Source organism: Peribacillus sp. QJM3NY_7, from assembly GCF_056173225.1.
Window position 1 is genome coordinate 897431 of the sequence record NZ_CM149663.1, and the last position, 24649, is coordinate 922079.

Here is a 24649-nt window from a genome sequence, read left to right on the forward strand (position 1 = left end):
CTCCTAATTTTATTTGATGATAATTCGTATCATACGATTTAGTGTCTATATCAAGCTGCCCAGCCCCTCAAGTCGCTTAAGGGACATACGGGGCGCTTGGGACTTTTCAAATTACGGTAATTTCGGATATACTCCGGGACCAATTGGGAGGCCAAGGAAATACCAAACCACAACCAATAATGTCCAAATGATGAAGATGATAATCGGATAAGGCAAAATAAGAGAATAATAAGTTCCTAGTTTTGCATCTTTTCGATACTCTTGTAAGAAACTTAAGAATAGTGGGACAAATGGAGATACAGGTGCCAATGGCAGTACAGATGAATCTGCTACCCTGAACAACATTTGGGCGAAGGCAGGATGATAGCCTAATACCATGAACATTGGGACAAAAACGGGTGCCAATATAGACCATATTGCCGATCCGCTGGCAATGAACATGGAAAGAAGTCCAGATAAGAACATTAGCCCTATTAGGACAGGTGCACCTTCTATGTTTAGCTGTTCCAACAGATCTGTGATGGATAAAGCCAAAAACTTACCCATATTACTCCAGTTAAAGCAAGCGACAAACTGGGAAAGCGGGAAAACCATAATAATGAATCCGGCCATGCCTTTAATTGGGTCTACCAATAATTCCGGAATGTCATTTTGTTTCTTGATTGCTCCCACCTTAACTCCATAAGTAATGGAAACTGTAAAAAAGAAGAGTAAGATGATTGCGACAATTCCGGACATGAATGGAGAAGGAAGGATGGCTCCGGTTTCTGGATTTCGTAATAAAGCTCCTTCTGGAACGACTAGAATGGCCATAACAGCTATAAAAATCAATGCTGAAATACCTGTAGCCAGGAGTGCTTTGTTTTGTTGCTTCGTTAATTGCTCCAATTTTTTATGTTTACCGCCACCTTCATACTTTCCTAAACGCGGCTCAACAAATTTATCTGTAATCAAGGATATAACTACCGTGAGTACGAGAACGGAAGTCGCCATAAAGAACCAGTTATCCGTAACATTAACGGTCAAATTTGCATTCATGCCTTTCGCTACTTCCGAACTGATTCCTGAAAGCAAGACATCTGTTGTGACGATTAATAAGTTGGCAGTGAAACCTGAACCAACCCCAGCAATGGCAGCGAGCAACCCTGCAACAGGGTGCCGTCCCACAGCAAGGAAAATCAAAGCTCCAAGGGGAGGCATGATGACAAGCGCAGCATCAGAAGAAACATGACTGAAGAAGGCAACAAATACAACTAAATAACTTGCGTATTTCCCTGAGACCTTTAACGACATTTTCCGAATCAAAACTTCTAACAATCCGACCTTTTCAGCGAGTCCCACTCCCAGCATTAGGGCTAAAATAGATCCCAATGGTAAAAACCCTGAAAAGTTTTTAATCATATTCGGCAAAATCCATTGGATGCCTTCACGGCTTAAAAGGTTTTGAACTTCCACTTTCTCTCCACTAATGGGGTCCGATGCCGAAACATGGAAAACGGATAAGAGAGCGGTTACAACAAATAAAAAGGCAATCATATAAATAAATAAGATAAAGGGGTGGGGGATTTTGTTTCCTATTCGCTCTACTCTATTGAAAAAACCACCCGTTTTCTGATTTTGAAGATTAGTTGTATCTTTGATTACTTTTTGTTCCATTACATTCTCCTCCTAAACCTTCTTCCATTTGTAGTTTTGCGTTTTGTAGCATTCCCTTTATAAACTTTTTCTCTAAACCTGCCTTAAACTCAAATTAGCCTCTATCATCCTTTGTGAACTTCATTAATCTCTTCCAAGTATACTGATTTTATTTAACGAATACTTAACGTTATTTTCGTTAAATGTATTATATAATTAAGAATAATCTATTTCAATAAAATTTTCTGAATAAAGGGAAAATATTTTCTGGTAATTGTTGTAAAGTAAACAATGGAATGCGAAATCATTGAATGATTAAATCCTGCCATTCTTGAACTTACGATAGATAAGTAAACCATATTAAGGAGCACCGTTTATTCATGTCAAACGGTTCTTACCATGCTTGTATATTTGGATATCATTTTTATTCCCTGTTAGGGTTGGTTATTTTGATATAATAAAACGAATAGTATGATGTAGGGGTGAAATAAACTTGTATAAAATTGGGGTTGTTGGTCCACTTTCATCTTTAAAGAAAATTCGGGATGTCACTAATGAATTTGAACATGAAATAGATTTTATTGATTTTTCATATGAAGATGCACGTGAGGTGACGGACATAATAAAAAAACATCAAAGTACAGTAAATGGTTGGTTTTTCTCTGGACCGGTACCTTATAGAATAGCAAAAGGAATGTTGGATTCAGAGGCTAATTTTACATATTGTCCCCCTGTAGGATCTAGTTTATATCGATGTTTATTACAAATGTCTGCAGATCAAAAACATTTTTTCGATAAGTTGTCCATCGATATGATTCGATTGGAAGACTTTTTTCTTCATGAGTCGCTGCAAGAGCTGGGGATTTCCACTGAACATATTTATGTAAAAACATTTGATGAACAATATGATTATCAAGAAATTGTCCAATTTCATCTTCAGTTGTGGAGGGAAGGGGAGGTACATGGTGTCCTTACCGTTTTACAATCTGTTTATGAGGCCTTGAAGAAGGAAAGTGTTCCTGTCTACAAAATTAATATGACCAAAATGGAAATTCGGCAAGCGGTCAAGATTTTAATTGAAAAGGCAAAAAGTACTTATTTCAAGGATAGCCAGATAGGTGTCGAAATCATTGAAATTGATCAGTTTGATCAATTTGTTGACGAGGTTAATATTCGTTACCATCTGCAGCATTTGGAGCTTAAGATTAAACAAACATTGCTTACATTTTGCGAAAAATTAGATGGATCCCTCATCGAAAATGGAAACGGACGCTATCAAATATTTAGTTCACGAAAGGCCATTGAACGGGAAATTGGCAGCCTGCGAAGTACTGTTCAACAACTGGCCCTTGAGATGGATGTTTCTGTTGCAGTCGGCATTGGTTTTGGTGAAACGGCAGCATCGGCAGAAATCAATGCCCGCAAGGCGATCCGTCATTCAAAAAAGAAAGAAAGTTCTGGAATTGTTGTTATCCAGGAAGATGGTGTAATGATTGAATCCGTAGGTCAAGAAGAACAATTGGCATACACCTTCCGTTCTAATGATAAAGAACTGCTGGATAAATTGAATCAGGCCAACATTAGTGTAAAAACGTATAAAAAGATTGAAGCATTGATCGATCGTATGGGCTGGGACGGCTTCACTTCCTCGGACTTAGCTTCCCATTTAACCATGACCGTTCGAAATGCCCAGAGAATCATGAGTGGTTTGAGTGAAAGCGGTTTAGTGGAGTACAAAGGAGAAGAACTTCAATCACCTCGGGGAAGACCTCGTAAAATTTATATGTTAAAAAAGTAACACCTCAGCGTTCTTAGTATTCACGTAAATGAAATTCGGTTCCGGTGAGATTATTGTGCCAATATCCCAATTAGAACATAAAGTAAAGGAACCCATTTAATTAATTTCTCCTTAAAACAAAGAAGGAGATGTTTCTATTGTCAAATTGTGGTCATCAATCAAATTGTGATTCTGATAACGGTGTTGGTGGATTTGGTGGAGGTTTTGCTTTTATAGTCGTATTGTTTATACTCTTAATCATTGTTGGAGCTACTTGTTATGGTAGCGGTAATGGGGCGGTCCAAGAATATGGCGGTTTCTGCTAAAAGCTCACCCGCTGTAACGAACAGAGTAAATAAGGCTAGTTTAAGGAGGATGATCTTTGTTTAAAAGGGGTCATTCTTTTTAATTCCATTGATATCTGTATTGATTGTGGTATATTTTCACGTTTTAGATCCCCAGTGGCGAAGAAACTTCGTGATTCTTTTGGTTGATTTACAAACTCGCAGGTGCATAACAGGATCGATAGGTATTATCCTTAGTTTCTAACACGCGAAATATCTATTTCTATACCAAGGCAAAGACTAAAAAATTCTATCGTCTGTACTGCAGGAAAGGGATGGATACCTGAATGATAGCCCTTTCGCCACCCATCTTCCTGCATAAAATAATTAAGCCCGATAGATTGTGAGGGAGGTAATTGCTTGGGTGAAAAAAAAGGCTCAAACGCCTCTTCCAATATCCATTCTCACTGTTTTGAACCATTTATAAGCCCCACCCCCATTACTTCATTAAATCCTGTTCAATGCTTTCCTAAAATTGATAAAACAGCATTTGTCAGTCAGTTTTCCAGTGTCATAGGTGATGTTACCATTCGTAACAATGTCTATGTAGCGCCGCCTAATGTAAGTATACGTGCGGATGAAGGAACTCCTTTTTATATAGGATCCAATTCAAATATACAGGACGGAGTAATTTTACATGGGTTATTCAATAAAAGGATTTCAGTTGGGACAAATGGCTATTCAATATTCATTGGAAATGAAGTGACCATTGCTCATGGTGCGATTGTCCATGGGCCTTGTTATATTGCAGATAAGGTATTTGTTAGTTTTAAATCCATTGGGCAATTGTAGGAAGTTATTTCTTATAATGCAGTAGTAACGAATGGCGTTCGAATACCGCCTGGTAGGTTTGTACCGCCAGGAGCTAATATTGATTCACAAAAAGCGGATGCACTTTCAACAGTGCCTAAAGATAGTAAGGAATTTGCACTTGAAGTTCAACGGGTCAATCATGAATTCCCCGCATCTTATCACCTGTTATTTGGGAAAAAACGTTGCTCCTGTGGATTTGCCTATGACCAGTAATAAGTATGGCTGGATCGGGTCATTCGTAGAGGATTCCAGAAATGCGAAGCTGTCATTGAGGCAGCTTTTTTATTGTTATGGGCGGACATTATAATCGTACCTAAGAGGAGATGTTCCGAATAAAAGTTGTTAACAAAATAATAAACTTAAAGAGATGATGTGACTGGAAGGCGGCCCTATCCCCTTCTTTGTTTTGCATTCATATTAGGGGCTTATATAACTCCCCCTAGCCTAAAGTATATTATGCTATTTAATGAGTTTGATTGGGCACCCTAGAGAAGCGTCTATAAAATAAAGCAACAATATTTCTTCAAAACACCTATTTTAAAAAACATAATTAAACTATTAAATAACTTTTATATCCCACTTTAAGGTACATACATTAACTATATTTATCCGTGCAGTGATTATAGATGAATAACGAATACAACGTATTTTTCCTTCATGTTGCATGATAAAATGAGACATAAGAGAAAAAAATTTGGCGTGGGTATGAATGCAACTATATATTAAAGCCTTGGCTACACATTTTTCTTTTTGCTGCTGATATGATCAAGAGGTAACAAAAAAATAAAAACAAGGGCTCATACAAATTGAAACAATAGTTAGACAGCAGAAGAATTAGGATTACATATCATGACTTGGATTAAACCAGGATATTCTACAAATAACAATGAATCTATTACAGATGGTAAAGGAAGTCGATTACTGGATGTATAAAATCGGACTTGTCGGTCTAAAAACTTCTATAGAACAAATTTTAGCCGCGGCAGAAGAATATAAACATGAGTTGGAATTCATCTCTTTGCCCTATGTAAGGACCGAAGAGGTAGAGAATATTGTAAAGGAACATGATTCACATGTACATGCATGGCTTTTTTCTGGTCCACTTCCCTATGAAATTGCGGGAAAAACCCTATGTACAGATAAAATAATGGTCCATGTCCCAGCTACGGAATCTGGTTTTTATAAATCCTTTTTAGAGATGATCTATGAACAAGGGAAAATCATTGAGCATCTAAGTATCGATACTATGTCCTCAAATAATATTAGCGAAGAAGCTTTGTCACAGTTGAATATAAAAACCCAAAAGATTTATACGAAAGTGTTTGAGACAGATGTTGATACGGATGAATTGGTACATTTTCACTTGGATTTATGGAATACGGGAAAGACAGAAGGCGCTTTTTCTTGTTTTCCTTCCGTGTGTGAAGCTTTAAGGGAATTGGGCATTCCAGCCTACCGTATGTCGATGAGTAAGATGGAAGTGAGGCAAACTCTTCGAATTCTTTCTGAAAAAGTAAAGGCATCCTACTTTAAGGATACACAAATCGGAGTCGAAATCATTGAAGTCGAATATTTTAATAAAGTGGCAGAGGAAATGAAAACTCCATATCATTTACAGTACTTGGAGCTTCGGCTAAAAGAAATGTTGATTCAACTTGGTGAAAAAATAAATGGTTCCTTTTCAGAGAAAGGGAATGGAAGATACATGATTTTTAGTTCTCGCGGCGCAATTGAACGAGAAATCATTACGCTCGAAGAAACGATTGAAAAATTGGCTTTTGAAGCAGATACAACCGTTGCAGTTGGAATTGGCTTCGGCGAGACTGCCTATTCGGCGGAAATCAATGCTTTTCGTGCTATTCAACATTCAAAAGAGATGAAAAAGCGAGAAATTGTGATTATTCAAGATGATGGCAAAATAATCGAATCACCAGGCAAAAAGAAAGAACTGCAATATGATACCCGTACCCATAATAAACCCCTTATAGAAAAGTTGAAAAACGGAAATATCAGTGTTAAAACGTATAAGAAGATATCGGCGCTTGTTCAAAGAATGGGCTGGAGTGATTTTACTACAAAGGACTTAGCGACACATCTAGAGATGACAGAGCGCAATGTACGGCGAATTGTTGCGGATATGTGCGAAGTTGATTTGGCACAATGCGTTGGTGAAGAGGCTAATGCCACCCGAGGAAGGCCGAGTAAGATTTATCAATTATTATGAATTACAGGCACCCATAATTTGGGTGCTTTTTTAGTGTGGGAAAAACGGTTTTGAATTTTCGAAAAATATTGTAATGAAGACTGTATGAGATTATACTCTATTTAAGGAATTTTTTCCTTAAACTAACCTAAATTAAGAGTTGCTGTTTAAAATCAAACGAAAAGGGGTTGTAGCGTATGTCTCAAACCATAATGATTCATGATTTGATCGAGGCCGTTAAAGATGAAGTGATTGCTTGGAGAAGATATTTACATAAGTATCCGGAGCTGTCTTTTCAGGAGGAAAAAACAGCACAATTTGTTTATGAAAAGCTGCAAACTTTTGGTGAATTGGAAATTTCACGTCCGACAAAAACGAGTATAATGGCTCGTTTGATCGGTCAGCATCCTGGGAAGGTCATTGCACTTCGGGCAGATATGGATGCGCTTCCAATTGAAGAAGAAAACGATTTTGACTTTGTGTCACAGAATTCAGGAGTCATGCATGCTTGCGGACATGATGGGCATACGGCGATGCTGCTCGGAACAGCAAAAATCTTTACACAGATAAAGGAGCAAATTAAAGGGGAGGTGCGTTTTTTATTTCAACATGCTGAGGAACTGCCGCCAGGTGGAGCTCAAGAAATGGTGAGGGCTGGTGCGCTTGATGGGGTTGATATGATCATTGGCACCCATCTCTTGTCGACTCTTCCTTTTGGGAAAATTGGTTTGGGTTACGGTCCGATAATGGCTGGGGCCGATACTTTTAACATCACCTTGGTGGGTAAAGGGGGGCACGCCTCACAACCTGAACTTACCGTCGATCCAATTGCAATTGGAACACAGGTGGTATCGAATCTCCAGCACATTGTTTCGCGGTATCGTGATGCCCAGGATGCTCTGGTGATTTCAGTGACCCAGTTCCATGGGGGAAGTGCGATTAATGTTATTCCAAGTAAGGTAAGCATTGGTGGATCAGTTCGAAGCTTTAATCCACAGCTGCAGGTAGAAATCCGGAATTTTATCGAACGGATAGTAAAAGGGATTACTGAAGCACATGGAGCTACATATGAATTCGATTATCAGTTTGGTTATGCTCCTACCATTAATGATGAAGAAGTTACCCGATTGATGGACGAAACGGTTTGTGAAATATTTGGTGAAGAAAGTCGAGAGATTTTAAAGCCAATTATGGGAAGTGAAGACTTCTCTGCTTTTCAAGAAGTAGTTCCAGGAACTTATATTGGAATAGGGGCTCGTAATGAAGAAAAAGGGATTATATATCCTCACCATCATCCTAAATTTACAGTCGATGAACAGGCTTTACAAAATGGGGTGAAGTTATATGTTCATGGGACTTTAAAAATGTTAAATCTAACATACTAGGGGGCTAAGAGAATGAAAAAAATATATTGGCTCGGAATTATCCCGTTTCTTGGTTTTATCGTAGGCGCCTTGTTTACAAATAAAGTGACTCCCTATGTTCTGGGTATGCCATTTTTTCATTTTTGGATTGTGCTCTGGTCTGTGCTAACCACAGGTATAATGTGGGTTATTTATCTACTGGATCCTGCTGATCAGAAGGGAGATTCAAGATGAATATTGCCGTTCTTTTCATCCTGTTTTTTTTCGTCATTTCCGTTTTGATCGGTATCCAGGCTAAAAAAGGGAAAGAAATGAATTTGGAACAATGGTCGGTTGGAGGCCGCGGAATGGGAGCCCTTTTGATTTTCCTTTTATCCGCAGGTGAAATGTATACTACCTTTACCTTTTTAGGTGCAAGTGGCTCAGCTTATGGGGAAGGTGGTTCCATCTTTAGTATTGTCACATATGGCTGTCTGGCTACAGTCATCTCCTATTGGACATTTCCGGCAATCTGGAGGTATGCAAAGAAGCATCAATTAGTTTCCCAATCTGATTTTTTTGTAAAAAAATATCAAAGTCCCTATCTTGGTGTACTTGTTGCGGTTATAGGTGTTATAGCTTGTACTTGCTACTTGGTCCTGCAATTGAAGGGATTAGGATATATCGTGTTTGCAACATCATATGGGGCAATCTCTTCTACAGCTGCCATTTGGGTTGGAGCAATAGGTGTTACCATTTTTGTAATGGTTTCCGGTATTCATGGCTCAGCCAGGACAGCTATTTTGAAGGATATTCTCATTCTGGGCATTATCGTATTTCTAGGGGTTTATTTCCCCATGCATTATTATGGCGGGCTTCAGCCTATGTATGAGGCCATTGAACAGGCAAAGCCGAACTTTACCATACTCCCAGATCAAGGAATGAGCGTATCGTGGTATATATCGACCGTTATATTAAGCTCTATTGGATTTTATATGTGGCCGCATGGGTTTTCTCCTATTTATGCTGCCTCTAGCGAGAAAGCCTTAAGAAAAAATGCAATCCTAATGCCATTGTACCAATTGATTTTATTGTTTGCCTTTTTTGTTGGATTCGCCGCTATCTTACAGACACCAGGATTAAAAGGAAGCGACGCCGATCTAATCTTGCTGCAGTTTTCTAAACAGGATTTTGATCCATGGTTTGTGGGCTTAATCGGTGGTACAGGCGTGTTAGCCGCTCTAGTTCCATGTTCCATGCTGTTGATGTCTATATCAACGTTGCTTTCGAAAAATGTATATAGCGTATTCACTCCATCAGCAACGGAAAAACAGATTGCAAAACTGGTAAAATACATGGTTCCGCTTATTTCTCTTTTAGGAATATACTTGACCTTTCAGGGTGGAAATACCCTCTTTAGTCTCGCGTTAATCGCCTATAATTTCATCACACAACTAGCTCCTGCCTTTTTCGCCAGTTTGATGAGAAATAATTTTGTAACCAAACATGGAGCATTTGCCGGGATTATAACAGGAGGAGTGCTAGTTTCCATCATGGAACTGGGGAATATAAAAATTGGTCAACTGTTTCCTTATCTTCCTCAGGCAATAAAAGACCTGAATGTGGGTATTATCGCCCTATTTGTTAACATTGTTGTTTTAGTGGTGGTCAGTTTGATGACAAAAAACTTTACTTATACTCATCAAGATACTGATGATTTGGAGACATCAGCACTAGAGCAGAAGATCTAATGCAAAAAGAATCAAATAGCTAACTCAACATGATTTTTCACATTCACATCCGGTTTAAATATGTAAAACGAATTCCTTCCAATTAAAACTTTCCTGGGGTCGGTTTTTGCAGCACTCCATTTACAGTTTGGAACGCTTTTAATGAATTGGGCTTTTTGGAATCAAAGTTGGTCCAGTGTACACAGGATAATTCAATGATCGCTAGAAGGGGATCTTTTGAGAATTGTTCTTTTTAACAATGAATAGTGCCTGCAATGAAACAAACCGGTCTGAATATGACCGGTTTGTTTCATTAGTTACTCTGATTTAGAGCTCTGATCTTTATTTCTTTTATTTCCTTTGCTGTTGTCCCCACTAACAGGGGTTTGTCCGTGTAATTGCGGCGAATTTTGGTTACCGCTGCCTTTATTGAATTTTTTTGTCATGTCTCACATCTCCTTTCTTTTTTCAAATACAGTTTGTCCTTTTTTGGAGAACTTATGTTTCTCACTTGTAAGGAACAACTTTGTAATATTTTTCATTCACGGCTAGTAAGGTAGCTCAGTAGGGAGGATAGGTAGAATAATCATTACCTGTTGAAAAAAGCTCAGCCCTATGGAGTTACAGAGGACTGAGTTAATGTCTTAAAACGCTTGTCGGGCATCCAGTTTATCAATCTGGAACCGTAAGGGGAATTGCCATTTCGCCTTTGAGGGATCTTGCACAGACAAGACGTACAAATTGGCTGTTATGACGGTTGAAAGTGCTAATAATGAAGATAAATAATCGTAAGGGAATGTTCGTAGGATCTTTTAACATAGTTCATTCAAGAGGTTTTAATTACATGATTCTTACTTTATTTTTAAAAAGCTTGCGGTAGTGGTTTGTAGCTCTGAAAAAAAGAACAGTATATACAGATAACTGATTTCAAGGGTACATGTGGCATTCTTTTTTAAAGCATGCATGAGTGATCTTTCCTTCCTTATTGTAATTTCATCAATTATACTAATGAATTTATACAAAATCTTCCTCTTTGTTAGATTACCTGCCATTGTTTTTCTGGATGTACGATTTTGTTGAAACAGGATCGTTCACCATGGCCAACTGATGCCATGTATATGGAGGAGGGCTATTTTACGTGGCTCAATAAACACTTGCTATTTTGGTAAGGGGCATAATTCTTTAACCCGAAGTACGGAATATGACATAGGTGATTACTTTTATCCACTCAAAATTACAGTCCATAAGTTCCTGTTCCATTTACGGTGATCAAATTAGGTAGGAAGTCGCAACGTTGCTTTTCTGATCTCAGGGTTTTAGGATCATTACTCGATCAGTTCAATAGAGGAATGCTACTTACTCTTCATTACTTACATATATTCAAAAAATGAAGAAAAATTCGATGCCCGGTTGATTTAGATGCCCTGACTTAATGACATATAGGCTCAGGCATTTTCTTGTATTTCTCAAGATTTAACTGTTATCAACGAGGCGGTCCATCACCATAAATCAGGTTATAAAACACCAAAATCCTCCTTTTGATCTCATGTAACACTGCCATGCCAGGTGTTCAGAAAGTGACGAATCATGACATTGCCATATTAAGAATGAAAGCTCTAATGTGAGTGGTAATGAGCAAGAAGTTGTATTTTTTTAACATTCGTTGAATTCTGAAAACTATCGTGTTAAAATTTGGTAGCACCAGCAATCATATTACGTATTTACATATTAATAGGGCCCTATTATTCAGAAGATTGCTAGATTTTTTCACATCTAGACTTTAGTGATTTACTGCGTAAAAATAAAATCAATAGAATTGGAGCTAAGTTAATGGGTGTAGATACTAATGCAAGTACGAAGAATAAATTAAAAGTTGATTATGTGTTTACAGATGCAGAGAATCAACTTCTTACAAATAAATTTTTGGAGTTAAAATGTAATCCTTATGAAGATTACACTTCCTTTCGTTCAGAAATTGAAAACATTGTCGAAAACGATGTTGAAATAAAAGATATTGTGGAAAAAATAAAAGCTGCCGGTAATAGGATTTGGAAGGAAGAACCTTACTTATACCTACAAAACTGCCCTATAGATAAAGATGTTCCTATTTTTGACCATGAATCACCAGTTCAATCAAAAAGGGAGCTTAAAAAAACATATGTTGGGGAAGGTTTTCTTCAATTCTATGCTCAAGTCATGGAAATGCCAGCTATTGGATATATAAATGTAAATGATGGCGATGTCTTTCAAGATATCTATCCCATGAAATCTTTATCAGAAACACAATCACAAAAAGCACTGGTGGCTTTAGGATTCCATAAAGATTTAGCAAATCATTTCGTTCGGCCTGATTTTGTGAATATGTTATCAATGAGGGCCTATGAAGGAAATCAAATCTTTACAACATTCGTCAAAAATATTGATTTAATTCAGAAACTTGATCCTTCTGATTTAAATTTGATGCGTCAAGAACTCTTCTATACACCTTTTGATGATTTATCGACATATGGTAATCGTACTGAATTAGGGCGTGCAAAAAATCACGCCATCCTATTGAATGAAGAAGAATTTGATATTGCATATTTTGAAAATCGGACAGTGGGTCTTACGGAAGAAGCCCAGGGAGTTGTAGATAAAATAAAAGTTTTACTACATGAATTAAAGGCTCCGCACCTACTAAAGGCGGGTGAATTCATTTCCTTGTCAAACAATCATTCAATTCATGGTAAGGATGTTGAAGAAATCACGGATGTGGAAAAGCAAAGAACTCGTTGGATAATGAAAACCGTTAATTTGTGGAGTTTAGAAGAACATAAAGAGCATTATGTAGATGGTACAGATTGCATTGTAAACGGATAAATAATAAATCTGTCGGGAGTTAGCTCCCGACAGGTTTGTTTCCTCTAATAGTTTTGAATTTTATAATACATACTAAGTTGCCCAAAGGAGGACAGCGTTATTGATTTGCCAATACGCTAAATTATTATGAATAATAGGTTTCTTCAAAATGCTTTTGAACTTATGGTAACTATATATCCCAATAGCATTGCAATAAAAGATAAAGATATGGTTATAACATATAAGGAATTGGATACTTGGGCAAATGCTCTCGCCCATTTGCTTGCAAAAAAGGGTATTAACGAAGGAGACCGGGTCGCCATTGCAGCAGAAAGATCCATTTCATTAATAGCTGCCATGCTTGCAACGCTAAAAGCGGGTGCTGCTTACGTACCACTTGACCCTTCTTATCCATTAGACAGATTAAGGTATTGTATTGAAAAAGCAGAAGTCAATGTATTAATGACTGACGGTTCCGTTAAGGATTTAGCCTTTAATCGGAATTCAATAGATTTAAGGGAGCATTCTAAAATTAGGGCGGAAGATCCTCCAATGGTTCTGATAAATAATGAAACACCTGCCTATATCATTTTCACATCGGGCTCTACAGGACGACCAAAAGGTGTAGTTATTCCGCATCGTGCCATTGTCAATCATATGCAATGGATGCAAAAAGAATTTTCTTGGACTGAAGATGATGTATTTTTACAAAAAACTGCATCGGGATTCGATGCTTCTGTTTGGGAGATATTTGCACCACTATCGTCTGGTGGTACTATGATTATCGGTTCATCCAACCCATTTGATATTGCAACTGATATCAAAAGGCATAAAGTAACAGTTGTACAGTTTGTACCAACTGTACTTAAATTACTGTCAGAACAGGAGTCATTATCCAATTTCACATCCTTGCGCCTATTGTTTTGCGGTGGTGAGTCATTGCAAACATCATTAGTAAATAAAATCCAAACGAATTTACCAATACCGATTATAAATCTATATGGTCCTACTGAAGCAGCTATTGATACTACTTATAGAGTTTGTTTGCCAGGTGAAAATCACCTTTATAGCGAAATCGATTTGGGACAGCCAATCGATAATGCTTCAGTACATGTTGTGGATGAAGAGTTGAATTTATTAGGTACTGGATGCGAAGGGGAACTACTGATTTCCGGTGAGGGTCTAGCCTTGGGTTATTTTGGTCTTCCCGATGCTACAAAAGAAAAGTTTGTTATATGTCCTTCTACAGGTCAATTGTCTTACCTCTCTGGAGATCTTGTTCATATTAGAGAAGATGGTCATTACGAATTTCGAGGTCGTAAAGATTTACAAATAAAGTTAAGAGGACTTCGTATTGAACTTGGTGAAATTGAAGAAACCATACGAGAAGTATCTTTCGTTAAAGACATAGTTGTAGAGGTTCGTGAAGAAGTCGAAGAACAATGGCTTGTAGCTTATATACGTTGTGATACTGAGTCTTGGGATGAGATTGGGTTGAGAAGCTATATTGAAAAACGTTTGCCTTCTTATATGATTCCTAATTTTTTTGTCCAGATGGATCGTTTCCCTTATTTAGAGAATGGGAAAATGAATCGACGGCAATTATCTTTAGTACCTTTTAGGAGTAATAATGATTTTGGCGGAATTCATGATAAATGGGAGCAAGTCATTGCGAATATTTGGGAAGATGTCTTAGGAGAAAAAGTTCATTCTGCTACAACTGCATTTGCCTCAGCGGGAGGGCATTCTTTACTGGCAATTCGACTCGCAAACCTTCTTTCCGCTGAGTTTCAACTTTCGTTAACACATGGATTTGTCTTCTTGTATCCAACAATTCGAAAACAAGCAGATTATCTGAAAAAGAATATTTCAAAGAATGGCAAGAATACTGTAGAACCTAAGAAATTGGAAAAGATAAACCAAAAATTTGATGCTAATCTTGAAGCTCCATTATCGTTGGGACAACAGGGAATACTATTCTTTGAACAAGAAAAAGGAGCATCTCAATATCATATAGCGTTTCTGTTAAACTTTGAAAAAGGTAAAACTACAAAAATAAAAAAAGCAATTTCCTATTTACGAAGAAGACATCCGATTTTATCATCACGAATTATATTAACTAACAATGGTGAATATATACAGAAATATGACAGTACGCTGAATTCCGAAATAAGTGAACGTTCAGTTGAGGAAACGGGCTTAAGAGAAGAAATTCAAACTGAAGCAGAAAGGAAGTTTGAATTAAATAAGGGAGGATTTCGTGCCTCATTATTTAGTACTGACAAGGCGGAATATTTATTATTAACTTTCCATCATCTAATAGTTGATGGTTGGTCCTCTCAGTTATTTGTAGATGAGTTGCATGAACTTATTGGAACCGATCTAGTGGAAAATACGGAAATGAATGCTGCATTCTTCCAATTTGCACATCATCAAAACTCAATGGATTTTAGTGAGGGTCTTAAATTTTGGAAGGAGTATCTAGAACAGATTCCAAATCAATCAAGATTCTCAACAAGTATGATGAAGGGGAGTACCCAAACAATAAATGGTAATCATATAAAGTTTTCGCTGCCAAAAGAACTAGAGCAAAAGATACTTTCTTTTTGTCAGAATACATCAATTACAGAATTCTCCATTCATCTAGCAATGGCAGCTTATGTCCTTGCCAGAATGAGTGGTCAACGGGATATTTGCATGGGGGTACCAGTAGCAAATAGAACCTACGAACAGGATTTTGAAGCGATTGGGAATTATGTTAATGTTGTTCCGTTTAGAATAAACTTTACTGAGGATGCTACATTAAAAAGTATTTCCGAAAAAATTGCACAGGATTATGCCGAGATAATAAAGTACGAGCATATTCCCATTGAAAAAATTATTCCTGCTGTTCTGAAGAGTAGAAGTAGTGACTATCGGCCCCTATTTCAAGTTATGTTTGTATATAATAGATTTTTGAAAAAACAACCCTATACTCAATTTAAGATGGAATCGGTTTTAAGTGATACTTCCAAATGCGATCTTAGTTTCATCATAGAACATGATGGAGAGAATTCAACATTCACAATAGAATATTGTAACGATTTGTTTACGGATCATGTAATCTCGGAAGTGAAGCAAGAATGGATCTCTCAAATGCAAAGAATAGCTGATGAAACCACTAAATTTGAAATCCAGGAAAATAGTATTGAAGCTACAACATTGAAAAATGACAAAAACTATCATGCGGATAAAGAAACATTGATGAAAGTTCAGAACATATGGAAGGATATCTTCAGAAACTCAGACGACAATATAAATAGTAACTTTTTTGAAATAGGTGGACATTCGTTATTGGCCATGAAATTTATTGCTCTACTAAATAAACAATTCGAGCTAACTTTGCCAGTATCAATTGTATTTGATTATCCCACTATACAAGGAATAGCTCATGTTATAACAAATTCCATTAAACCTAATGGCGTAGTACACGTCTCACCAGCTGAGAACCGTCAAAAAATATGGTTTATTCACCCAGCTGGCGGAGCACTTTGGTGTTATAAAGAAATGGCTGCGGAATTAAATGAAATGTTTGACGTCTGGGGAATTGAAAGTGCGGAGATTCCTGAAAGTGATAAATATGAAGATGATTTATTAAATATGGCTAAACGATATGCTTCTTATATTCTATCTGTTCAAGATGAAGGGCCATATTATATTACAGGTTATTCGTTCGGTGGTAATGTGGCTTATGAAATAGCTCGTTCCTTTGAGGCTGAAGGAAGAGACGTTGGTTTATTAACATTATTAGACTGTCATTTCAGTAAAGCCCGTGATTTCGACAAAATGGAGTTTGTTAAATCATATGCATTAAAGTTTACAAATGGAGCTAATGATAAGTTTAATCCGGATGAGTTAACCCATATGGACAAAGGGGAACTATTGGAATTCCTTTTAAACTTAGGAAAAGATGGCGGTCATCTCCATATGGACGCAGAAGTTGAGGATGTTAAGAGCGGCTTGGGAATTTGGGAAGCAAATAATGTCGCTATTCATCGTTACAATATATCAGGAGCTTTTTATGGAAAAGTTCTGTTTATACGAGCTGAAGAAAATGAGCAGGATACCACTGTGGGTTGGGAAAATTACTTGGCTGGGGAACTAACAGTGCGTTCAGTTCCAGCTCAACATTTTACGATCTATAAATCTCCAAATGCTGAAAATGTTGCTAAGATTATTATGGAACAAGTTGCATCTATAAGGTATGTATAAATCTAAGGAAAAAGGGTTTTTAGTATGAAAAAAAATCATATGCGTTGGAGATTTTTTGCTGAGGGTATTCAAAACACTTTATTTTATATGCTATTTCCATTTATTGTTTTATATTTAAACGATGCCTGGAACCCTTACCTAGCATCTTTTGCTTTAGCCATAATTTCAGTATTGGGTGTAATATCAGGTATTTGGGGTGGAATCTTTGCAGATAGGATAGGAAGAAAACCTATGATGATATCTTCAAGTATAGGTTTTCTGGTTGCGACTATATTATTTATCATTGGAAGAATAGCTGGAAGCAATATAATGGTGTTTGGCAGCTTCGGTTTAATGAGTATAGCTTATTCTTCATATATACCCGCAGGAAGAGCTTATATATCTGATTGGCTCGATGAAAAGGAACAAAAAAAAGCTTATGTATTCACCTACCAGATATTTAATGTTGCGGTGACGCTTGGTCCACTTATAGGAAGTTTTATATTTGATTCCATGCCTATTTGGTTTATTGGAACATCCTTGGTATCTGTACTGACTTTAGTATATATATCACTATGGAAAACTCCGGAATTTCAGGATGATAGAAAATTAGGTAATGAAGAAAGAATGAATGCAAATGGTAAGTTTACAAAAGCAGTAGTGCTTATAGGAAAAGATAAACGTCTTTTAATTTTTGTTGTTGCCAGTGTATTTGCAGCTCAAGCTTTCATGCAGTTAGAAATATTGCTTCCGTCAACTTTACTAGATCGTTTATCTGAAAGTACATCAATATTCGGTTTTACGATTAATGCTTCTCAAAACTATGCTTCTTTGTTAATGACGAATGGGATTTTGGTCATTATTTTAGGCAGCATGGCGGCTAGGCTTTCTTCAAAGTATAGCACCCGTTTTGGGTTTGTAGGTTCCAGTATTTTGTATGCTTTCTCCATGGTTATCTTTGGTTTTTCACAAAACTATATAGGTTTTTTTATAGGAGTCTTAATCCTTACAATAGCTGAATTACTTGTTGTTAGTACACAGGATTCTTACATTGCTGGCATTGCGCCTGCTAACCAAAAAGCACAGTACTTTGCTGCGGCAAATATACGCTATTCAATAAGTCGAATATTTGCTCCACAGTTACTAGCATTTGTACCATTGATTCGGCATGAGGGAGCTTTTCTGGTCGCTGCTTTTTCTTCCTTAATAAGCGCTTTCCTATTTTTCATGCTCTTTCAAAAAAGTATATTAGCTTATAATTCAAAAGTTGGACAGAGTATATCGGAGAAAATATAAAAAAAGGCAGAAACATTCTGCCTCGGGATGTAGACAAACTCGATGGAATTTGAGTTTGTCTACATTTTTTTCGGTTGCACATTTTGAACTTTGATTTCCACGCCAGGCACTCGCTTTTCCTGCAGGCGTCTCGCACCTTACGTTCCACTCAACATTGTTTTGCCATTTAGATAAAATTGCCTAAAGTCTTCATTTTTTTAAAATAGAATGAATAAAGCTTGAGGTGATGACGATGCTTTATTAATATGATTCCATTCAGCGAGGCGAAAACAATTGAAGAAGTTGAAAACAAATAGGGCTTACCGTTTGTTCTTCGGCAATGGTTTCCATGATAAAGTGCCCATTTCCCGGCTTCAGGGAAAATCATGAACGACGCTTTAAAACTTCTAAATATTTAAAGTTATTTAAAGTGCTTTCAACTCATTCATTAAACTATTCAATTCTATAATATCGATATTATCAGGGAATTCGAAATGATTTTCATTTCCGTTATTAATACAAACACTTATGGGATACCCAGGCCCAAGATGATACAACTTAAAACGATAGTTAGACGTATTTCCAATTTTTAAACCTAGTGTTTTTAGTTTTGAAAATTCCTCAGTTGGTATTTCTAAACTATAACGATTCCTTCTTTTCAAGATTGAAAAAGTATTTGGGGGAACCAAAAAACCTGAACCTATACATTTTAACCAGCTTTCCTTCAGCGTCCACATTTTAAAGAAAATTTCGATTTGATTAGCTTTGGGTGATTTAATTAAATACATTAGTTCTTCACTGCTAAAAGTACTTTTGGCAATTTCATAGATGTTGAAATCTTTGACCTCTTCTATATCAACGCCGATGGAATCATTATGAATGCCAACAACAACCCAATCACCTGAATGGGAAATATTAAAGTGAATTCTTCCTCCTGCTAGATGGGGTTTCCCATTTTCACCTAAGACAAATTGGATATTTTGAAACGAATCTTTTAAACTGTCACTTATGCACCACTTGGCTAATAGCTCCCCAAATAAAGAACGGTATTTATCCTTTATCTTTTGTAATTTGTGTATGCTCAATTGTCTTTGTCGAGGACACAAATTGAGCATTTCTTCATAAGTATTTTCATTCAAATCAATTGGTAATTTTAAAGCGATAATTTTCAATTTTGATCTCCTTATTTACCTTAATATTGTAGGCGCGAGAATCATTTGAGTGATCTTTGCAAACCCGGGGGAGACACAATTCTCAATTTCTGGTGATGTCATTTTTGTTTAAAAATTCAATGATTCCACTCACCAATCCAGAGGATAATGGCAGTTCAGGATTTGTATAGGTTGCTAAATTTCCTGCTCGATCTGCAGGGGCTTCTTTCAATACATGATTCATCTTTTCGATTATAAGTAATTCTGAATCGCCTTTTTCCTCATGTAACGCTTTTGCATTAGTTGCCGGCACTTGAATGTCTCTATTGCCGTTTACGATTAGAACAGGGATATACAGTTCCTTTACTGATTCTAGCGGGTTATATTGAATCCAAGAAATCATGTAAGGCTGAACAGAGGGGCGGAATACACTTTGCAGATCAGCACTGACAGTCTCGACTTGTTTTCCTTGTTTTAGCTTTGCCAGAATATCTTTGGATTCCGTTAATAACGCCGGTGCAAGCTGCTCTTCAAGCTGTTTGATGAGAACTTGGTCAATAGGTTCACCTGCACCCGCCAATGAAATGAATATGTCTGTTTCTGTTTTCTTTGCGGCTGCCATTCCAATTAACGAGCCTTCGCTATGGCCGATGATGCCGACTTTGGAAAAACGGCCATCCTTTTTGGCAAATTGGACCCAGGCAGCTGCATCATCAATATACTGTTCAAATCTCAGGTTCTTTTCTTTTCCTGCCAATTTCATATTTTCACCAATTCCGCGCTTATCATACCTGATGCTTGCAATCCCTTTTTCAGCAAGACTTTCGGCTAACATTTTCAAACTATTATTTTTTCCGGGATTTGCAATGGTGTTACCATCTTTATCGGTCGGCCCGGAACCCGCAATTATAATCATCACAGGAAAAGGCCCTTCATGTTTTGGTGTTTCTAAAAGGCCTTTAATGGTTCCGTTCTTTAAGTCGGCCTGCACGATTTCACCTGATTCTTTTTCTTCAACTGCCTGATCGGATTTCTTGAGCAATTCAAAGGGGAAGGCTTGCCCTTTTTGAACGAATGTTCCTGAAATCTTATCCTGATTTACTTTCCCATCAAACGTAATTTGCTGGTTTTGGATTTTCATATCAAAAAACAAGTCTGATTCACTTAACCTTACACTTGTTAAGGGGAATTCATTCAACCCTTGTACAGGAATACTTATCGTTCCATCTTTCTTCGTAAAATGAACAATGATTGGAAGCGGTTGATTTGGGATTTTAATATCTCCTTCCCATCTGCCTTCAATAGCGTTCAATGAGCTCACTTCCTTCGATTTCTCTTCCACCTGTACCTCGTCCTTGGTTCTGCAACCAGCCATTAATAAAGCAGCACTTATGATAATACATATAATCGACAAATTTTTTTTCATTTGAGCCAGTTCCTTTCTTAAAATAATTAGACTCAGTCATTGGATATCCGTCTTCATTATAAGTAAGTTTCAATATGTAATTCCAATATTTTCCCTTGTAGTTGCATGTATTTCTCCGTTGTATCCTTTTAAATAGGGTGGCAATTGTGGCTGTTAAGAGGAATTCTTAAAAAATATCGAAGGGACATTCAATCAGGCATAATAACCGGGAGAGCAAAAGTCGGTGTTTTTTTCAGGTAACTTTTTTGGGGATGGATATCAGGTCAAAATTAGAATTATTTGAATTAACCATTGACATCTAAATGAAACTCTTTTAGAGTGGATGTGTAAATTAAATATCCTCGTTAGGTGAGGCTCCTGTGTAGGAGATACGCTACTGCCCAAAAATGTCGAAAGACGCCAATGGGTCAACAGAAACCATCGACATAAGGTGGTTTTTAATGTAGCTGGCTTTGTCCTATGCCACACAGTGCTAAAGCTCTACGAATGGAGGAACTGGATTTATGCTTGTATTTGTCATTCAGTCATATACGGCTGTTTGTATTTGTCATCCAGACAATGTACGCATATATACCGTATTTAACACCTTCATTTGTAATGGAGGTGTTTTTATTTTTTTCCTGGAGGTGAGGGATTTGGATAACTATTCACGACGACATACTCGTGAATGGAAACAAGATTTTGGAAGGGGAATAATAATATTTTTTACTTTTAATATTTAAGGGAAATATTTTTTGGCTCCCCTAAAAAGGAGTGAGAGACAAGATGATAAAAGTCCTGACGGAAGATCAATTGACTTTACAGATCATAAAGGTATTAAAAGAAGGAAAAAAGAAAGAATTTCAAGCGATATTGGATGAACTCCAACCATATGACATTGCGCGTATTTTTGAGGGGCTCCCAGAAAAACATCATACACGCTTCTTGTTGTTACTCGATTCAGAACAAATCGCTGAACTGATTCAAGAAGTTGAGAAAGTCCATCAATTAAAAATCCTTAGTAAATTGGGAATAGAAAAATCCGGCCATGTAATGGATTTAATGGATAATGATGATCTAGCTTCATTGTTAGAGGACCTATCCCCTGGAAAAATCGAAGAACTTCTTTCTGGCATGAAACAAGAAGAATCAAAAATCGTTAAAAATATCATGAATTATCCCCCTGAAACGGCAGGGAGAATCATGACAAACCGTTTTGTATGGATCCCCCAACATTATTCGGTGCGTGAATCAGTTGAAAAACTGAAAATCTTTGCGGAGTTTTCGGAAACGATCAACTATCTTTATGTAATAGATAATGATAAAAAATTAGTAGGTGTTGTCTCATATCGGGATTTAATAATAAATGATGAATCTGAAAAAATTCAAGATATTATGTACAGCCGGGTTATCTCCGTATCTGCAGATGAAGACCAAGAAGAGGTGGCTCGTGTTATCGAGCGGTATGATTTTTTAGCAATTCCAGTAGTTGAAAAAAATAATGAGTTATTAGGAATTGTAACCGTCGATGATATTATTGATGTTGTCATTAAGGAAGCGAATGAAGATATTGAAAAATTATCGGCATCCGGTAAAGCTATAGACTTTGACACGAAGGCGCATGTGGCCGCATATCGTCGGCTGCCCTGGCTTATTTTACTTTTATTCATCGGATTAGTGTCCGGAACCATTATAAGCAGTTTTGAAGAAACCTTGTCCAAAGTTGTTGCACTTGCCTTCTTTATGCCGATGATCGCAGGGATGACTGGAAATACAGGCACTCAATCTTTAGCTGTTGTTGTAAGAGGCCTAATCACTAGTGATACGGATAAAGGAGCCGTGACCAGGCTCATTATACGGGAACTGAAAGTTGGCTTGATAATAGGCATCACCTGCGGAATATTAATTTCCATCATAGCTTATGTTTGGCAGGGAAATCCCGTTTTGGGATTAGTGGTTGGAAGTTCATTGGTGATGACCCTGATTATCGGGACTTTAGCTGGGACCATTATTCCTTTGATATTATATAAATTCAACATCGATCCCGCAGTTGCGTCTGGTCCGCTAATTACAACACTGAATGATATACTTTCGTTACTAATTTACTTTGGAATTGCAACGATGTTCATTTCAAAATTGATGTAGACTATCCATGAATTAGTTCATAAGAAGAAGGGGCAGTAGCCCTGTAAAGCGGAAAATAAAAAAAGAGTATTTCAAGCTGCGGCCTTTTCCCGGTATCCAATCGGGGAAAGGCCGTTAAATTTTTCTGGTGAGCGAAACGTTTATTAAAATGAAAAACATGGGACATAATAGGCTGTAGCAAGTTTGAGGTTTTCAGGAAAGGATACATAAATAGTGTTATGGAAGCAATAGCCAATCATAATCTTTGACCTATGAACTTCATCAGTGATACGCTTCTTTTCGAAATTACGTATTCAAACCAAGGAGGAACAATGATGACACAAACCAAACAACAAATAATCACCCTGGCAAATCGCCCGAAAGGTATGCCTTCTAAAGGGGATTTTAACTTTGTTGAGAGTGAAGTTCCCACACCGAAGGATAATGAGATTTTAGTACGTACACTATATTTATCTGTCGATCCATACATGCGTGGCAGAATGCAAGATACCAAATCATATATAGCTCCATTTGAATTGAATAAGGTCATCACGGGCGGCGTTGTTGCTGAAGTTGTTGAGTCGAAATCGAATTCCTTCAAACAAGGGGATGTCGTTGTTGGGAATATCGACTGGGCAGAATACACAGTTGTCACTGAAAAGGAAATCCGTGTGATTGATCCCAAGGTGGCTCCGGTCACAACTCATTTGGGGATTCTTGGAATGACCGGTTTAACTGCTTATTTTGGTTTGCTTGATATTGGTAAACCTCAAGAGGGTGAAACGGTAGTCGTTTCAGGAGCGGCTGGAGCAGTTGGTTCAGTAGTCGGACAAATTGCTAAGATTAAAGGTGCGAAGGTTGTTGGCATCGCTGGTTCGGATGAAAAACTTGAGTACTTAACGAAAGAGCTCGGGTTTGATGGAGCCGTAAATTATAAAAGTGATAGTTTTGCGACAGATTTAGCCAATGCTGTTCCTGATGGAGTCGATGTTTATTTCGATAATGTGGGCGGCGAGGTGTCCGATGCTGTTTTTACACTTTTGAATGCGAATGCCCGAATTCCATTATGCGGGGCGATTTCCTCATATAACGCGGAAGGAAAAGATCTAGGACCGCGTCTGCAATCGGCAATGATCAAAACCAGTGCACTAATGAAAGGTTTCACAGTTGGAAATTATGCTGCTAGATTCCAGGAGGGTGCTACGGAATTAGGTAAGTGGCTTCAAGAAGGAAAGCTGAAGTATGAAGAAACGATTATTGAAGGGTTCGAAAACACACCGGATGCATTTTTAGGTCTGTTTAAAGGAACGAACCTCGGAAAACAGCTTGTAAAAGTTGCGGAACCCGAATTCGCTCAACTATAAGTTTTATGGAAATATAGCTGAGGAAGGTTCTTCGATGTGACTTTTAAGCAGCTATAACAAAAGCGGCCTTTTTTCGATATTCAATCGGGAAAAGGCCGTTTTCCTTTCAAGTAAAATATATTAGTGGTATCTCTTAAACCATTTGAAGGATAAGCCATCGATAGCGGCAGATAAAGGTCGACTACTTACGAATAAAGAAGTTCCTGACATGGAAGGATACTCAAAAATCCGCCAGGTAATTTTGGACCTGCAAGTAGCGCTTCAGTTTTGCGGAGAAGCAACTGGATAATCAATCCAGGAAGGGAGTTCATATATGACTCCCTTCCTTTTAAGGTCGCCCCTGTTAATAGGAGGAAATTGGCAGGATAATAGAAAAGTCTGTAAAAATGCTTGTTTTCATTATAAAATGGACTTATA

At 37.4% G+C, this 24649-nt stretch carries 16 protein-coding genes and 1 riboswitch; of the genes, 12 read left to right on the forward strand and 4 right to left on the reverse strand.

Annotated elements, in window-relative coordinates:
• Window positions 1–111 precede the first annotated feature (111 nt).
• Complete coding sequence (locus AC0VX1_RS04305; protein ID WP_098864956.1) at window positions 112–1656, reverse strand: AbgT family transporter; 1545 nt, start codon at window positions 1654–1656, stop codon at window positions 112–114.
• Between the two features lie 472 nt (window positions 1657–2128).
• Here AC0VX1_RS04305 and AC0VX1_RS04310 point away from each other — a divergent pair, with 472 nt between their 5' ends.
• The 7 genes from AC0VX1_RS04310 to AC0VX1_RS04340 all read left to right on the forward strand — a co-directional run bounded on the left by AC0VX1_RS04310 (window position 2129) and on the right by AC0VX1_RS04340 (window position 9866).
• The gene (locus AC0VX1_RS04310; RefSeq protein ID WP_475470047.1) at window positions 2129–3433 is read left to right on the forward strand and encodes a hypothetical protein; all 1305 of its coding nucleotides are present in this window, start codon (window positions 2129–2131) and stop codon (window positions 3431–3433) included.
• A 137-nt stretch (window positions 3434–3570) separates the two neighbouring features.
• Window positions 3571–3738, forward strand: coding sequence for a YjcZ family sporulation protein (locus AC0VX1_RS04315; protein ID WP_475470049.1), 168 nt, complete (start codon window positions 3571–3573; stop codon window positions 3736–3738).
• A 378-nt stretch (window positions 3739–4116) separates the two neighbouring features.
• Window positions 4117–4548 carry an LbetaH domain-containing protein gene (locus tag AC0VX1_RS04320; protein WP_475470051.1) on the forward strand — a complete coding sequence of 144 codons (432 nt, stop codon included), beginning with the start codon at window positions 4117–4119 and terminating at the stop codon, window positions 4546–4548.
• A gap of 946 nt (window positions 4549–5494) precedes the next feature.
• Complete coding sequence (locus AC0VX1_RS04325) at window positions 5495–6793, forward strand: hypothetical protein (protein ID WP_403187324.1); 1299 nt, start codon at window positions 5495–5497, stop codon at window positions 6791–6793.
• 176 nt (window positions 6794–6969) lie between these two features.
• Window positions 6970–8157, forward strand: a complete 1188-nt coding sequence (locus AC0VX1_RS04330; protein WP_475470053.1) for an amidohydrolase — start codon at window positions 6970–6972, stop codon at window positions 8155–8157.
• 12 nt (window positions 8158–8169) lie between these two features.
• Entirely contained in the window at window positions 8170–8370 is a 201-nt protein-coding gene (locus tag AC0VX1_RS04335) for a DUF3311 domain-containing protein (RefSeq protein WP_096340270.1), read from the forward strand.
• Complete coding sequence (locus tag AC0VX1_RS04340; RefSeq protein ID WP_475470055.1) at window positions 8367–9866, forward strand: sodium:solute symporter family protein; 1500 nt, start codon at window positions 8367–8369, stop codon at window positions 9864–9866. The genes AC0VX1_RS04335 and AC0VX1_RS04340 overlap by 4 nt, the downstream gene beginning before the upstream one ends.
• A 296-nt stretch (window positions 9867–10162) precedes the next feature.
• Here AC0VX1_RS04340 and AC0VX1_RS04345 read toward each other — a convergent pair whose 3' ends face one another.
• A complete protein-coding gene (locus AC0VX1_RS04345) occupies window positions 10163–10291 on the reverse strand; it encodes a hypothetical protein (protein WP_268936504.1) in 129 nt (42 codons plus the stop codon).
• A 1384-nt stretch (window positions 10292–11675) separates the two neighbouring features.
• Here AC0VX1_RS04345 and AC0VX1_RS04350 point away from each other — a divergent pair.
• The 3 genes from AC0VX1_RS04350 (at window position 11676) to AC0VX1_RS04360 (ending at window position 18209) form a co-directional block, all read left to right on the forward strand.
• Window positions 11676–12704 carry a hypothetical protein gene (locus AC0VX1_RS04350; protein WP_034315208.1) on the forward strand — a complete coding sequence of 343 codons (1029 nt, stop codon included), beginning with the start codon at window positions 11676–11678 and terminating at the stop codon, window positions 12702–12704.
• Between the two features lie 126 nt (window positions 12705–12830).
• On the forward strand, window positions 12831–16934 hold the full coding sequence (locus AC0VX1_RS04355; RefSeq protein ID WP_475470058.1) for a non-ribosomal peptide synthetase family protein: 4104 nt from the start codon (window positions 12831–12833) through the stop codon (window positions 16932–16934).
• Between the two features lie 24 nt (window positions 16935–16958).
• A complete protein-coding gene (locus tag AC0VX1_RS04360) occupies window positions 16959–18209 on the forward strand; it encodes an MFS transporter (RefSeq protein WP_098864962.1) in 1251 nt (416 codons plus the stop codon).
• A 404-nt stretch (window positions 18210–18613) separates the two neighbouring features.
• Here the strand turns inward: AC0VX1_RS04360 and AC0VX1_RS04365 are convergent, their stop codons facing one another.
• Together AC0VX1_RS04365 and AC0VX1_RS04370 are read right to left on the reverse strand one after the other, a co-directional pair.
• Window positions 18614–19360 (reverse strand): 4'-phosphopantetheinyl transferase family protein, encoded by a 747-nt coding sequence (locus tag AC0VX1_RS04365; protein ID WP_475470060.1) that lies wholly within the window; start codon window positions 19358–19360, stop codon window positions 18614–18616.
• Between the two features lie 82 nt (window positions 19361–19442).
• Window positions 19443–20765 (reverse strand): alpha/beta hydrolase family protein, encoded by a 1323-nt coding sequence (locus AC0VX1_RS04370; protein WP_475470062.1) that lies wholly within the window; start codon window positions 20763–20765, stop codon window positions 19443–19445.
• Window positions 20766–21098: 333 nt separating this feature from the next.
• Window positions 21099–21264, forward strand: a riboswitch (M-box (ykoK) riboswitch).
• Between the two features lie 266 nt (window positions 21265–21530).
• Here AC0VX1_RS04370 and mgtE point away from each other — a divergent pair.
• Window positions 21531–22889, forward strand: a complete 1359-nt coding sequence (gene mgtE, locus AC0VX1_RS04375) for a magnesium transporter (RefSeq protein WP_475470063.1) — start codon at window positions 21531–21533, stop codon at window positions 22887–22889.
• A 314-nt stretch (window positions 22890–23203) separates the two neighbouring features.
• A complete protein-coding gene (locus tag AC0VX1_RS04380; protein ID WP_048684398.1) occupies window positions 23204–24232 on the forward strand; it encodes an NADP-dependent oxidoreductase in 1029 nt (342 codons plus the stop codon).
• Window positions 24233–24649: the final 417 nt, after the last annotated feature.